The following is a 13,536-nucleotide window of genomic DNA, read 5'->3' as shown; positions in this document are numbered from 1 at the left end:
AGGAAATTGTCCATTATATTTTTACAACGACATTTTCCTTGCCGACTATGTCATATAGCGCTTGTAAACATTCTTCACTTGGATGAATGGATAAGTTACGAGATAATTGTACCATCTTATGCTCTTTTTCATAATAAATTAGTACTTTCGCAAAACCTGAATAGTTAAACAATATTTTCGTGACACTGCTTAACAGCCTTTTTTCATACTGTGATGGTATTTTCACGTAAATAGAAGCGTCTTTCATTTCCTCGTAAGTATCCATCTCCTCTAACGGATACAATCCATTTACAATCCATTGGAGCTTATTGTTTCGCTTTTCAATTGTCCCTTCTATTAAAACAATTTTCCCTTCTTGTAATCGCTCCGCAAAATGGATATACGTTTCAGGAAATACAACCCCTTCCATTTCATGATTTTGATCACAGAACGTGATAAACGCCATCTTTTGTAATTTCTTCGTCCGAATTACTTTTATATTTGTCAAATATACAATGACCCGTTGCACTTTTCTTTGCTGCTTCATCGCCCCTGCAAGTGTCGGGATTTCTAATTCCTTAACAAGCTTTGCGTACTGTGCAGTTGGATAACTTGTTAAATAAAAGCCTAGCGCTTCTTTTTCCTTATTTAACTGCTCGATAAAAGTTAACTCTGCTTCCCCGGCATACTCTGACTTTGGCACAAGCTCCTCACCAATTTCCCTTGCTAAGCTCGCGTATTCTAACGCACCTTTAATACTATTAAATAAGGCAGAACGCGAAACGTTAAAATCATCAAAACAACCGGCCCAAATCATCGTTTCTAAATTGCGCTCTGTCACAAATTTTGCCGGCATGCGCAAACAAAACTCAAATAAATCTTGAAACGGCTTTTTATTTCTTTCTTCCATTACAGCATTTACCGTCGCCATCCCTACATTGCGAATCGCAAGTAAACTATACCGAATTGCATTTCCTTCCACTTGAAACTCATGACTGCTCTTATGAAGGGACGGTGGCAAAACGCGGAACCCTTTTCGCTTCGTTTCCCGAACATATTGTACAATCTTCTCTTCATTTCCAATTGCGCTTGATAATAATGCTGTCATAAACTGAAGCGGATAATTTGCTTTTAAATAAGCAAGCTGATATCCAATCATACTATAAGCAACTGCATGACTTCGGTTGAATCCATAATTGGCAAATCGAACAATTAAATCATAAATTTGCTGGGCAGTTTCTTCATTATATCCATTTTGCAAGCACCCTTTCACGAAGTGCGTGCGCTCTTCGTCTAAAATATCACGATTTTTCTTACTTACGGCGCGGCGTAATAAGTCCGCCTCGCCAAGAGAAAATCCTGCTAAACGGGAGGCAATTTGCATAATTTGCTCTTGATAAACGATAACACCATACGTATTTTCTAAAATTGGTTTCAAATCAGGATGCAAATAATGAATGGCACGTTTTTCATGTTTAGAATCAATAAAAACTGGTATTTGCTCCATCGGTCCTGGGCGATATAATGCGTTAACCGCAACAATATCTTCAAATTCATTTGGTTTTAGCGAACGCAGAACATTCCGCATTCCACTTGATTCGAGCTGAAAGATTCCTGTCGTATCACCTCGCCCGAGGAGTGCAAATGTATTTGCATCTTGGAGAGGCAATTTCCTTATATCTAAACTTGTCCCTGTTGTCTTCGCAATAAACATGCGAATATTTTCAAGCAATGTTAAATTACGCAGACCAAGAAAGTCCATTTTTAACAGACCAAGTTCTTCTAATACTTCCGCTGAATATTGCGTGACGTATACATCATCATGGCCGCCTTGAACGGCAACACTATTTGTAAGCGGCTCTTCACTCATAATCACTCCAGCTGCATGAATAGACGTATGACGCGGCAACCCTTCTACACGCTTTGCAATATCAAATACCCTTTGAAAAATTAAGTTACTTTGTAGATAACTTTGTAATGATGGTGATTCTGCGTAAGCTTCTTCCAACGTAATCCCAACTTTAGATGGAATATGTTTTGAAAAAATATCAATTTCATTTGGCGGCAGTCCCATTACTCTTGCAATATCACGAATTGCCGCTTTTGCTGCAAGTGTTCCAAACGTTACAATTTGAGCCACGCGTAGTTCACCGTACTTATTTTTCACATAACGAATCATTTCATCGCGGCGAATATCTGGAAAATCAATATCGATATCAGGGAGTGTAACGCGCTCTGGATTTAAGAAACGTTCAAATAGTAAATTATATTGAATCGGATCGATGTCTGTAATTTCCAGCACGTAAGATACAAGTGAACCTGCTGCCGAACCACGGCCTGGTCCTGTTAAAATGCACTGCTCGTGAGCGTATTTCATAAAGTCCCATACGATAAGAAAATAATCACTAAATCCCATACGAGAAATGGTATTTAGCTCATGATTTAAACGCACTTTATGCACATCTGTCACCGTTTCATAACGCTTCTTTAATCCTTCTTCACAAAGGCGGCGTAAAAATTGATCAGACGATTCATTTGTTGGTACTGGAAACTTCGGCAATTGATTTGTATGAAACGGTATTTCTACACGGCAGCACTCCGCAATACGTAATGTGTTTTGAATCGCTTCTGGCATAGAAGCAAATAACGCCTCCATTTCAGATGCTGATTTCATATAGTATTGATCAGTCTGCAGGCGTGGTCTGTCCGAATCAGTCATTTTTGTCCCATTATGAACAGATAATAAGCACTCCTGCACAATTGCATCATTTTGTTTTACATAACGAATATCATTTGTTGCTACAAGCGGAATCTCAAGTTGCTGCGCAAATGGTAGAAGCTCTTCTTGAAGCAACAATTCCTCTTGCACGGCATGGTGCTGTACACTTATATAAAAGCTGGCAAATATATTTTTATATATATTTGCTACTTCCGCAGCAGCCTCATGTTTTCCTTGCAATAAAAGCTTTTCAATTTCCCCACCTTTCCCTGGAGAAATCGCAATTAATCCCCCTGCATAACGCGTAAGCCATTTCTTTGGAATACCCTCTTTTGACTTTGTCATAATGCTGCTAGAAATTTTAAGTAAATTCCGATACCCAGTTTCGTTTTCAGCCAGTAAAACAAGCGGATAAGACTGCTCCTCTTCTTCATTCCATATGGAAGCTGTTAAACCAATAATCGGCTGAATCCCCGCTTTTTTACAAGCCTTATAAAACGGGATCACACCATACATCGTATTTTCATCTGTAATTGCTAATGCTGAAAATCCAAGTTCTTTCGCTTGATAAACAAGCTCATCTATTTTACAAGCACTTTTCAATAAACTATAAACGGTTTGACATTGTAAATGCACAAACTTCACTTTTATACCCTCTCTTTATCTATTTGACTACTTCCTATTATACGTGAAATCAAAACATACTTCCCCTTCTTTGTCCATATACATACAGTGAAACTTTAATCCGTGGGAAGTTTCCTTCATCCCCACTGATTATTAGCCCTCACCAATCGGGCGCATGACAGCAGTTTATCTCCCACCTAACTTCTTTAGAAAAGCGGAAGCGGCTCGCTCAGAATGTGAGGGGGATGGAGCTTCTGACACAGAGGTGCTTTTTACCTCGTAGGAAGAAGCGAAGCCACCGAACATTCTAGCCGCTGGAGCTGGACAATGCTTTCGCTGAATTTTGAGGTGGGAGTATTACTGCGCGTTAATGCGGGATGAAAAAGAAAGGGGAATGATGATGGAAGTGAACCAAAGCTTTTTCTCTCTTCTCATTACAAGTTATTTTATTGCTCTTGGTGTTATGATTGGCGGGTCATTAATTGGCGGAATTGGTGCTTTTTTAGTGGGAAAACCACCGCTCACAATGATTACACAATTTGCAGAGAATTTACGAATTTGGGCTCTCGTCGCTGCCATTGGCGGAACTTTCGATACATTTTATAGCTTTGAACGCAGCTTTTTTGGAGGAGATACAAAAGATATTGTGAAACAAATTCTCCTTATTTTCTTTGCCACCGGCGGTATGCAAACTGGATTCACGATTATTAAATGGATTACACAGGATCACGTATGAAAGTTCCAAGTTCACTCTCTAATCGCTGGAAATTATTTTTAGGCGGTGCGGCGGTTGGTGGTATTTTAAGTTGGATTATTTTTTTGTACATATATGGCGTGTTTCAAGAAGAGCAAACTAAAACACTTGAAACACAAGAAGCACAAATAGAAAAACTAACCGAAGATTTACGTGTACTCACGGAAGATCAAAAAAAAGAAAATGAAAAAAACAAAAAACTGTTAACCATTCAAGAAATTGAAATTGAGATTGCAAATTACGAAAAATACAATTTAGACACGCTAACAGTGGAAACATTACAAACTTCTATTCGCGATGATCTCCGTCACTTGCTTACTCAAAACATTCAAAGCGTCGCAAACAATAAAGAACTACTAAAGAAGGTTATTGAAAATAAAGTATATAAATATTACGACCGTGTCTATCGATTTGAAATCGAAACTGTTTCATTTGATACCATCCTGGAAATTAGCGTCAAAATAAAACAAGAAAGGTAGAGCTGCCTCTACCTTTCTTCTTCTTATTTACATAATTCACGTAAGTCTGCAAAAATACGATCTGCTTCTTCCCAAGAAAAAGCTTTTGCTCCGGACGCCATCGGATGCCCACCGCCGTTATATCGCATTGCTAACGTATTAATAACCGGACCTTTTGAACGAAGGCGAACACGAATCACATCTTCTTCCTCTAAGAATAAAACCCACGCTTTTAATCCTTCAATATTTCCAAGAGCTCCAACAACTCCTGAAGCCTGATTCGGAAGCACACCAAATTGCTCTAATACTTCTTTTGTTAGCTTAACGTATGCTGCGCCTTCTTCAGTCATCGTAAAGTTTTGTAAGATGTAACCATTTAAACGTGCAATACGCTCATTCGTTTTATACATTTCATCATATAATGCTGGGAATTCAACGCCCATTCCTACAAGCTCAGATGCATAACGAAGTGTTTTTGCAGATGTGCTTGGGAATAAGAAACGTCCTGTATCACCAACTATACCAGCTAAAATAAGACGCGTCGCTTCTTTTGATAACGTTAATCCTTTATCCTTACCATATAAATAAAATTCATAAATCAGTTCACTTGTAGAACTAGATGTTGTATCTACCCAAACAATATCACCGTATGGATCTTCATTCGGATGATGGTCAATTTTAATTAACTGCTTTCCTTTTGCATAACGCTGATCGCAAACACGCTCTTGGTTTGCTGTATCACAAACAATGACAAGTGCCTCTTCATACGTTGCATCATCAATTTCATCCATTACACGTAAGTACGCTAAAGATGGTTCATTGTACCCTACCATATAAATCTTTTTCTCTGGGAATGACTCTTGCAGCATCGTACCAAGTCCGCACTGTGAACCTAATGCATCTGGATCTGGACGAACGTGGCGATGGATAATAATTGTATCAAATTGCTTAATTGCTCCTAAAATTTTCTCATGCATATGTAAAATCTCCTTTTCGGCCAATTTATTCCTATTATAGCTCAAAACACTTCATACAGGTGGAGAATTGGATTACAATAAAGAAAGAACATACAAATAGATGGGGGATTGGGGTCATGCCAGTATTAGTCTTTTGTATTATCATTACATTTATGTTATATCTCTTCTACAAAACAAAATATTTTCGTACAAACCGCTCGATGGAGAAAGGATGGCTTGCAGGAAAATCTTCCATTGCACTTGGAGTATTCGTTGCCTTATTTGGCGTAAATCAATTCTTTCTAGAAATTTCAACAGCTCGTATTATCGTTGGCGTTTTATTCGTAATCGTTGGGGGTGCTAGTATCTACAACGGCATTCGCCAATATAAATATTTCTTACCGCTCGCGATTGAGGAAGCTGAGCAGTTACAAAAATGATGAGGTGAGATGTAAAAAAGCGTTCATCCTTTCAGCAATATTTGCTGAAAGGATGAACGCTTTTCTTCTATAGATTAACGATGTCGCAATTTATTTATACGACAGCTTCCTCTTCTTACCGATCAATCAATTGCACCATAAGTAATGCTTTTCCAACCACACTACCTTCATAACGTACTTCTATTTCAACCTTGCCAAATTTACGTCCAATTTCTAATACTTTTGGATGGACGGATACAATGTTGTCAATTTGAACCGGTTTTACAAAGTAAATGGTTAAGTTTTCAACAATTATGTCACCTTTTTTCAGCGCGCGCAGGACACGATTGGTCGCTTCTGTCACAATTGTTGTAAATACGCCGTACGACAAAGTTCCAATCGAATTTGTCATTTGCGGAGTAACGGAAAAATGATATGAGTGATCTTGTTTCGCTTCCTTCTGATTCACAAATTGATTTGTTACAATATCATCAATCGTTTCTCCAACTTGCGGCTGACGCTGAATCATTTGAAGCGCTTGAAGCACATCTTGACGACTAATAATGCCTTGCAATGTATTGCTATCGTCAACAACAGGAAGAAGTTCAATTCCTTCCCACACCATCATACGCGCCGCTGCGGCAACAGACATTTTTCCGTTTACAGTAATCGGCTGTTTTGTCATTACTTTTTCAATTGGTGTGTCTTTTGCTACACCAATCATATCTTTTGATGTTACAATGCCGAGTACTTTATTTGCCTCATCTACAATCGGATAACGTCCATGCATCGTTTCTTCATTATACATATGCCATTTTTCTACTGTATCATTCGGCTGTAAACATATCGTCTCTTCAATTGGTGTTAAAATATCTTCAGCAAGAACAATTTCTTTTTTAATAAGCTGATCATAAATAGCACGGTTAATAAGCGTGGCTACTGTAAATGTATCATAGCTACTTGAAATAATTGGAAGCTTTAGCTCGTCTGCTAATTTCTTCACATGTTCTTCCGTATCAAATCCACCTGTAATGAGTACAGCTGCTCCCTCTTCAAGCGCTAATTGATGTGCTTGTGTACGGTTTCCGATAATAAGTAAATTTCCGGCTTCTGTATAGCGCATCATCGCTTCTAGCTTCATTGCCCCAATTACGAATTTATTTAACGTTTTATGTAAACCTTCTCTTCCGCCAAGTACTTGACCATCAACAATGTTAACAACTTCCGCAAATGTTAGCTTTTCAATATTTTCTTTCTTTTTTTGTTCAATACGAATTGTCCCGACCCGTTCAATTGTACTTACGTATCCTTTATTTTCCGCATCTTTAATTGCCCGATACGCTGTTCCTTCACTCACACCGAGCTCTTTTGCAATTTGGCGCACAGAAATTTTATGCCCAATTGGCAAACTGTTGATATACTCCAAAATTTGGTTGTGTTTCGTAGCCAACTAATTTCACCATACTTTCTTTTCCCTAAATTCTTCATGTGTTGTATTTTTAGTATACTATATTTCCAAAACTGTTACACTGCATGTTTCTATATCTGTACTATTTTTTTTATAACAAAACCATACAAGTTTCTTACAATAATGTAATTTCCTTATCGTACAATGAAATCAAGAAATAAGAGAAACGGAGCGATATGATATGAAAAAAGCTTTAAATTTAATCGGTGCGATATTATTAGCATTTGTGGATGGGAAGAAAGTAGCGATAGCGTTAAACGAAACTACAAAAATAGAAACAGACACACCACAGTCTAAAAATGATATAACATTTACATTATACCCTTCTCACACATAAAAACCTTCACTTTGCCGTGCAAAATGAAGGTTTCTTTTTTACAATTCAATGCCTTCCCCAGCTTCTAATACTTTTCCTACATTGCTGGTTAGTTTCTCGACAAATTGATGCGGATCTTGTTCGATAACTGGGAATGTATTATAGTGCATCGGCACAACAACTTTTGCTCCGATCCATTCAGCTGCGAGCGCGGCATCTTCTGGTCCCATTGTAAAGTTATCGCCAATTGGTAAAAATGCCACGTCAATCGCATGACGAGAGCCAATTAATTTCATATCAGAAAACAGTGCTGTGTCTCCAGCGTGATAAATTGTTTTTCCTTCTGCCATAAAGACTATTCCAGCTGGCATTCCTGTATATGTAATGGTTTGATTCTCTTCATCCACATAGCTAGAACCGTGAAATGCTTGTGTAAACTTCACTGTTCCAAAATCAAACGTGTGGGAACCACCGATATGCATTGGATGTGTTTGAACACCTTTCCAGCCTAAAAATGTCGCAAGTTCAAACGGTGCAACGACAACCGCATTATGTTTCTTCGCGAGTGTTACTGTATCTCCAACATGATCGCCATGACCATGAGATAGGATAATCGCATCTACTGTTACATCCTCAACTTTTAAATCTGTTTTCGGATTTCCTGTAATAAATGGATCGATTAAAATAACCTTTCCATTCGTTTCAATTTTTACAACAGAATGACCGTGATAGGATACTTTCATCTGCCTATTCCTCCTTTGTTTTCATTCCACCTCTTATTCTACACGATTTCATAATTTCCTGTCTTTTCAAACATCGATTCGCTTGTCAGGATCCTTTCACTCGATGTAAAGTTATACATGTAATGAAAATTTCGGAGGTGCCAATCTATGAATACTAGATTAGAAAAATTAACAGAATGGCTGCAAGAACAAAATACAGAAGCTGCATTCTTAACTTCTACACCGAGCGTCTTCTATATGACGAATTTCCACTGTGAACCGCACGAAAGGCTACTTGGCTTATTTGTATTCCAAGAAAAAGAACCAATGTTAATTTGCCCAAAAATGGAAGAAGGACATGCGAGAGGCGCTGGCTGGACTCATGAAATCATTGGGTATACAGATACAGACAATCCATGGGATATGATCGCAAAAGCAATGGAAGCACGTGGCATTGATGCAGGTGCAGTAGCAATTGAAAAAGAACATTTAAACGTAGAACGCTACGAGCTCTTATCACAATTATTCCCAAAAGCAACTTTCAGATCTGCTGAAGAAAAAGTACGTGAACTCCGCTTAATTAAAGACGAAAAAGAGCTTGCGATTTTACGCGAAGCTGCTGCGATGGCTGATTATGCAGTTGAAATTGGGGTAAATGCCATTCAAGAGAATCGCAGTGAACTTGAAGTACTTGCAACAATCGAGCATGAATTAAAGAAAAAAGGCATTCACAAAATGTCATTTGACACAATGGTACTAACAGGTGCAAACTCTGCACTTCCGCATGGCGTTCCTGGCGCAAACAAAATGCAGCGCGGTGACTTCGTCCTATTTGACTTAGGTGTAATTATTGACGGTTACTGCTCTGATATTACACGTACAGTTGCATTTGGCGAAATTTCGGACGAACAAAAACGCATTTATGAAACTGTATTAAAAGGTCAATTAAATGCCGTTGAATCATGTAAACCAGGTGCAACATTTAGTGAAATCGACCGTGCAGCTCGTTCTGTGATCGCAGATGCTGGCTACGGCGACTTCTTCCCGCACCGCCTTGGTCATGGACTTGGCATTAGCGTTCACGAATTCCCAGACGTAAAAGAAGGTAACAACTCACCGCTTCGAGAAGGCATGGTCTTCACAATCGAACCAGGTATTTACGTACCAAACATAGGCGGCGTTCGTATTGAAGATGATGTTTACGTTACAAAAGAGGGCGTAGAAATTTTAACGAAGTTCCCGAAAGAATTGCAGTTTGTGAAATAAATATAGTCCTATATGCAAGTTAAAAAAACAGTATAAAACCTCTGTCTTTTAGAGGAGGGCGAGAGCATCTGGCCGTGCATAGAAGCGGACAGGGTCCTTTCCTGCCACATGCGATGTTCAAACAAAGAGAGAACGAAAGTAGCAGGTTACTTTTTGTTTGGCATGGCGGCGACTTTTGTATTGAAAAGTCAAGTTAGATTTATATAATACAAAAAGAAGGTGCTTTAAAAAGTACCTTCTTTTCTTTCGCTTATTTTTAATTGGATTAGTACAAGAATGATTGATATGAAATTCATAAAAACAGCTATCGACATGCAAAACCCACTTATAAATTCACTGATAACTCCTTCATGATACCGCTCTGTATACCAAGACAGGCAAATTAAACATATGATCGTACAAACAATTCCATATATCCCTTTCATCATAACGCTCTCTCCTTTATTGCTTATCAACCATCACGCCTCGCACAGCCGCTTTCACATAAGGTGCTCCTTGCAGTTGTTTGAGTGATTCCGTTGTTCCTGTTACGACTACACCGTAGATGGGTAGGTCTTTTTGAGGAATATTTTTTACTTCTTTATAATATTTACTAAAATAATCACTTTCACTATTATCCTCAGCTAACCATTTCATTTCTCTAAGAAACTCTTTACTATTTCTCATTAAATCTCTTTCTATTTCTTCACTCTTCTTTTCATGACTTCCTTCAAATCCAAATACGGCGGTAGACATTTCAGCATTTACAACTCTATTCTTCGAATCTATCATCCCTACATAAGAATTTCTTTTTTTCTCATCGTATGTATCTACCCAAAACCAAACTGGTTTTACATCCTTCGGTAACATTTGGACAACTTGCTCCGCTGTATACGCTTTATCAAAAGACAATGCCACTTCAGCGACTTTATTTTTTATTTCTCCCATTTTCTCTAAGTCATTTACATAGTTTATATATTGCATAAACGGTAAATAAAAGCGCATTTCTCTTTGCATCGTTTGTATGTTATAGTCTGGCATTGTTTCAAAGTCATCTTTCTTATTTGGAATTTCTTCATCTAAACTTGTATTGCCATTATGATTCACCTCACGAACTCCCCATATAGAATACTCATATATTTCATCAATCCATTTAACCGGTTGACCAGCTATATTCTTGTAAGAGCTATACAGCATCGTACCACTCAATAACCCCATACTTAATTTCGTATGTCCATAAAATCTCATATTCGGTCCTTGTACAGTATGTAATGCATTTACTTTCCGGCCCATTTTTGTATAATTTTCTTGTGTAAAATAAACTATAATACTAAAAGTCCCAACAAGAACAATAATCGTAGCACAAATCGATATAATCCAGTTTCGTAACAAATGCTTCCGCTTCGCTTTTTTCATCAAAGCTTTCATCTGCTTATCATCCATATTTAAATCAAAATCTTTACGCCCCATCTACTTTCCTCCTATACAATTCTTTAAATTGATTTCGCGCCCTATATAAATTTGTTTTGACCGTATCTTCTTTCATTCCTAATAGATTTGCAATTTCTTTATAGGAGAGCTCGTATTCATACTTTAGTAGTAACATGTGTTTGTAATCTTGGTTCATCGTTTCTAAAATTTCTTGTACTTCCCCTTGTAGTTCTTTCGTTAGCATGACGTCCTCTAGTGATTTTTGACCTATGAGTACAGCTGATTCAAGCGCAATCGGATTTAAATGTTTTATTTTTCTATATATATCGCGGTGGTGATTAATAGCAACGCGAAACAGCCATGGAGTCAATCGATCTAGCGGAATATCTTCCATAAATAGCAGTGCCTTATACAATGTATCTTGCACAATATCTTCAGCTTCTTTTGTTTCAACGCCAAGCTTTCGTAAATAGTGATATACTACTTTTGATTTTTCTAATAACAGTACTTCGTATGTATCATAATTCATCATTCGCTCCTTTCTATATACTTAACGTTCGAACATGGAAAATGTATACAAACTTTATAAAAATTTTTTCAAATATATAAATCTAAATTAAAAACCGACATAAAACTATTCTTTTTCGGTGGGCGAGAGCATCTGGCTATGCATAGAAGCGGTTAGTGCCCTTCCCTGCCACATGCAAAGTAACACAAAGGGAGAAAGCAAGTGTAGACTCCTTTTTTCTCCATAGTCGCAATCTATATGTCGAAAAATTTAAATGGATTCATAAAGAAAAGCACATCAAAAGTCGATGTGCTTTTCTCTACATTCTGCTCCCTTATTTCATAGCAGCTTGTACATTTTCCAGAATCATCACTACTTCTGTCCTCACATCAACAGAAGGCGCCATTTCTCCTTGAACAGAGTACCAATATAAGTATTCTTCTCTATTACCTATTTCCCGGAAAATTGTCTCTACGTACATTTTCTCGTCGTTTCATGTCAACAGAACGTCTTTCATATAATCCAACGTGATTACTCTTTCCTTACTGTACTTTAAATCGAGTTCATTCAACTTCCTTTCGTTCCCTCGCCTTTATCATGCACTTTTCTTATATGTACATCGTTTATTTACATCGCTGAAAATCACTTCTAAATCGTTTCCGTCTCTTTTCATTTGCTGTTTTGAGATGAAGGAATTTCCGTAGTCAAGAATATATGAATCTCCTTTATTCTCTTGTTTATATGTCCCTTTATATTTATCTTCTTTTTTCTGGTCAGTTGTATACATCTCTACCAAATGATAAATAACGTCCTTTTTCTCTTCCTTTTTTGTAACCGTTTCAAATTTATAGTATACCGGACATTGCTTTTGTTTCTCTTGAGACAGTTCCCATGTCCCGTCTATCCCATCATTTCCACACGCACTTAACATAGCTGTACATGCAGCAGTAAATGCAAATCTAAAAAACGTCCTGCCCATTCTATTTTCTCTCATTGTATATGTCATCCTTAATTATGAATTATATATAGATCCATTTTGATTTTTCAACATCCAAGTTGCTGTTATAAAAAGTAACTTGCACTCATTTGCTCGCTTTGTTTTAACATTGCCTATGGCAGAAAAGGTCCATGACCGTTCCAAGTATGGCCAGACGCTCAGGGCCATCTAAAAAGAAAAGGGGTTTATGTCAGGTTTTTAATTTGGATTTATATATATTGAAATCAGCAACGCTAAATCCATATTATACCACGTAAATTTCTTCCTCAATTAACAATTTCCCTAAATTTTTCTCTAAATTAGTATTTATATTTTTCAATCACTTCATTGCATATCAGTGATCTGAAAGTTGAGATCTATTCCACAATAACTGTATCCGCCCCCAAATCTTCAAAACAAAGATTTACAGTACGTTTTAATGCTCTTGTCCGGTGAATCGTTCCCGCTGGAATTCGTAACGTATCATTTGGCTTCAAAGTAATCGTTTCTTGATTTTGAAAATCAATCAATAGCTCTCCTTCTACTACCATAAATAACTCATCTGAATTTGAATGAAAATGCCATTCATATTCTCCTGTAAAAACAGCAATGCGCAAACAATGGTTATTTACATTGGAAACAACAAAATTTTTATGATTTTCTGTAATATGTTTCGTGACCTCTAATAAATTTATTTTTTCTAGATTCATTTCTTTTGTCAGTTCATTTTTCATATTTATCACTCCATTATTCAAATGATATATAAATACAAATTGAAAAAATGACATAAAAACCAATTTTTTAGGGGAGGAGACCAGAGCAACTGGCCATGCATAGAGGCGGTCAGTTTCTTTTCCTGCCACGTGCAAAGTTTAAAACAAAGATAGACAGCAAGTAGCGGCCATGTTTTGTTCTGCATAGCAGCGACTTAGATGTTAAAAAGTCAACTTGTATTTATATA

14 protein-coding genes are annotated in these 13,536 nt (G+C 37.3%); 5 read left to right on the top strand and 9 right to left on the bottom strand.

Annotated elements, in window-relative coordinates; genetic code table 11:
- Window positions 1-13: 13 nt before the first annotated feature.
- Window positions 14-3,343, bottom strand: coding sequence for a DNA polymerase III subunit alpha (dnaE, locus tag H280_RS0117405; protein ID WP_020062413.1), 3,330 nt, complete (start codon window positions 3,341-3,343; stop codon window positions 14-16).
- A gap of 349 nt (window positions 3,344-3,692) precedes the next feature.
- On the opposite strand from dnaE, the gene H280_RS0117400 reads away from it, so the two are divergent.
- The gene (locus H280_RS0117400) at window positions 3,693-4,058 is read left to right on the top strand and encodes a YtrH family sporulation protein (RefSeq protein ID WP_269208757.1); all 366 of its coding nucleotides are present in this window, start codon (window positions 3,693-3,695) and stop codon (window positions 4,056-4,058) included.
- Window positions 4,055-4,555: a sporulation membrane protein YtrI gene (gene ytrI / locus H280_RS0117395; protein WP_020062411.1), complete on the top strand. Its 501-nt coding sequence runs from the start codon at window positions 4,055-4,057 to the stop codon at window positions 4,553-4,555. The genes H280_RS0117400 and ytrI overlap by 4 nt, the downstream gene beginning before the upstream one ends.
- 23 nt (window positions 4,556-4,578) lie before the next feature.
- On the opposite strand, the gene H280_RS0117390 is transcribed toward ytrI, so the two are convergent.
- A complete protein-coding gene (locus H280_RS0117390) occupies window positions 4,579-5,511 on the bottom strand; it encodes a DHH family phosphoesterase (RefSeq protein ID WP_020062410.1) in 933 nt (310 codons plus the stop codon).
- Between the two features lie 116 nt (window positions 5,512-5,627).
- Here H280_RS0117390 and H280_RS0117385 point away from each other — a divergent pair, with 116 nt between their 5' ends.
- Window positions 5,628-5,930 (top strand): YtpI family protein, encoded by a 303-nt coding sequence (locus tag H280_RS0117385; protein ID WP_020062409.1) that lies wholly within the window; start codon window positions 5,628-5,630, stop codon window positions 5,928-5,930.
- A 115-nt stretch (window positions 5,931-6,045) separates the two neighbouring features.
- Here H280_RS0117385 and H280_RS0117380 read toward each other — a convergent pair whose 3' ends face one another.
- On the bottom strand, window positions 6,046-7,359 hold the full coding sequence (locus H280_RS0117380) for a DRTGG domain-containing protein (protein ID WP_028411286.1): 1,314 nt from the start codon (window positions 7,357-7,359) through the stop codon (window positions 6,046-6,048).
- Between the two features lie 199 nt (window positions 7,360-7,558).
- Here H280_RS0117380 and H280_RS26175 point away from each other — a divergent pair, with 199 nt between their 5' ends.
- Window positions 7,559-7,714, top strand: a complete 156-nt coding sequence (locus H280_RS26175; protein WP_020062407.1) for a hypothetical protein — start codon at window positions 7,559-7,561, stop codon at window positions 7,712-7,714.
- A 38-nt stretch (window positions 7,715-7,752) separates the two neighbouring features.
- On the opposite strand, the gene H280_RS0117370 is transcribed toward H280_RS26175, so the two are convergent.
- Complete coding sequence (locus H280_RS0117370; RefSeq protein WP_020062406.1) at window positions 7,753-8,436, bottom strand: metal-dependent hydrolase; 684 nt, start codon at window positions 8,434-8,436, stop codon at window positions 7,753-7,755.
- A gap of 147 nt (window positions 8,437-8,583) precedes the next feature.
- On the opposite strand from H280_RS0117370, the gene pepQ reads away from it, so the two are divergent.
- Window positions 8,584-9,681: a Xaa-Pro dipeptidase gene (pepQ, locus tag H280_RS0117365; protein WP_020062405.1), complete on the top strand. Its 1,098-nt coding sequence runs from the start codon at window positions 8,584-8,586 to the stop codon at window positions 9,679-9,681.
- Between the two features lie 441 nt (window positions 9,682-10,122).
- On the opposite strand, the gene H280_RS0117355 is transcribed toward pepQ, so the two are convergent.
- The 5 genes from H280_RS0117355 to H280_RS0117335 all read right to left on the bottom strand — a co-directional run bounded on the left by H280_RS0117355 (window position 10,123) and on the right by H280_RS0117335 (window position 13,309).
- Window positions 10,123-11,130: an anti-sigma factor gene (locus H280_RS0117355; protein ID WP_020062403.1), complete on the bottom strand. Its 1,008-nt coding sequence runs from the start codon at window positions 11,128-11,130 to the stop codon at window positions 10,123-10,125.
- The gene (locus tag H280_RS0117350; protein WP_020062402.1) at window positions 11,120-11,620 is read right to left on the bottom strand and encodes an RNA polymerase sigma factor; all 501 of its coding nucleotides are present in this window, start codon (window positions 11,618-11,620) and stop codon (window positions 11,120-11,122) included. The genes H280_RS0117355 and H280_RS0117350 overlap by 11 nt, the downstream gene beginning before the upstream one ends.
- Before the next feature lie 313 nt (window positions 11,621-11,933).
- Window positions 11,934-12,080 carry a DUF6176 family protein gene (locus tag H280_RS27040; RefSeq protein ID WP_020062401.1) on the bottom strand — a complete coding sequence of 49 codons (147 nt, stop codon included), beginning with the start codon at window positions 12,078-12,080 and terminating at the stop codon, window positions 11,934-11,936.
- Window positions 12,081-12,194: 114 nt separating this feature from the next.
- Window positions 12,195-12,530 (bottom strand): hypothetical protein, encoded by a 336-nt coding sequence (locus tag H280_RS23795; RefSeq protein ID WP_034303935.1) that lies wholly within the window; start codon window positions 12,528-12,530, stop codon window positions 12,195-12,197.
- Window positions 12,531-12,952: 422 nt separating this feature from the next.
- The gene (locus H280_RS0117335) at window positions 12,953-13,309 is read right to left on the bottom strand and encodes a cupin domain-containing protein (protein ID WP_020062399.1); all 357 of its coding nucleotides are present in this window, start codon (window positions 13,307-13,309) and stop codon (window positions 12,953-12,955) included.
- Between the last annotated feature and the right edge of the window lie 227 nt (window positions 13,310-13,536).

Origin of the sequence: Bacillus sp. 123MFChir2, from assembly GCF_000383235.1 — a bacterium.
GTDB lineage: Bacteria > Bacillota > Bacilli > Bacillales > Bacillaceae_G > Bacillus_A.
This window is presented reverse-complemented; position numbering and strand designations above follow the sequence as displayed.

Excerpts from the sequence above, each read along its gene's own strand:
- H280_RS0117400 (WP_269208757.1), top strand. The coding sequence starts at position 3,693 with ATGCGGGATGAAAAAGAAAGGGGAATGATGATGGAAGTGAACCAAAGC.
- ytrI (WP_020062411.1), top strand. The coding sequence starts at position 4,055 with ATGAAAGTTCCAAGTTCACTCTCTAATCGCTGGAAATTATTTTTAGGC.
- H280_RS0117390 (WP_020062410.1), bottom strand. The coding sequence starts at position 5,511 with ATGCATGAGAAAATTTTAGGAGCAATTAAGCAATTTGATACAATTATT.
- H280_RS0117385 (WP_020062409.1), top strand. The coding sequence starts at position 5,628 with ATGCCAGTATTAGTCTTTTGTATTATCATTACATTTATGTTATATCTC.
- H280_RS26175 (WP_020062407.1), top strand. The coding sequence starts at position 7,559 with ATGAAAAAAGCTTTAAATTTAATCGGTGCGATATTATTAGCATTTGTG.
- H280_RS0117370 (WP_020062406.1), bottom strand. The coding sequence starts at position 8,436 with ATGAAAGTATCCTATCACGGTCATTCTGTTGTAAAAATTGAAACGAAT.
- pepQ (WP_020062405.1), top strand. The coding sequence starts at position 8,584 with ATGAATACTAGATTAGAAAAATTAACAGAATGGCTGCAAGAACAAAAT.
- H280_RS0117355 (WP_020062403.1), bottom strand. The coding sequence starts at position 11,130 with ATGGGGCGTAAAGATTTTGATTTAAATATGGATGATAAGCAGATGAAA.
- H280_RS0117350 (WP_020062402.1), bottom strand. The coding sequence starts at position 11,620 with ATGAATTATGATACATACGAAGTACTGTTATTAGAAAAATCAAAAGTA.
- H280_RS27040 (WP_020062401.1), bottom strand. The coding sequence starts at position 12,080 with ATGTACGTAGAGACAATTTTCCGGGAAATAGGTAATAGAGAAGAATAC.
- H280_RS23795 (WP_034303935.1), bottom strand. The coding sequence starts at position 12,530 with ATGTTAAGTGCGTGTGGAAATGATGGGATAGACGGGACATGGGAACTG.
- H280_RS0117335 (WP_020062399.1), bottom strand. The coding sequence starts at position 13,309 with ATGAAAAATGAACTGACAAAAGAAATGAATCTAGAAAAAATAAATTTA.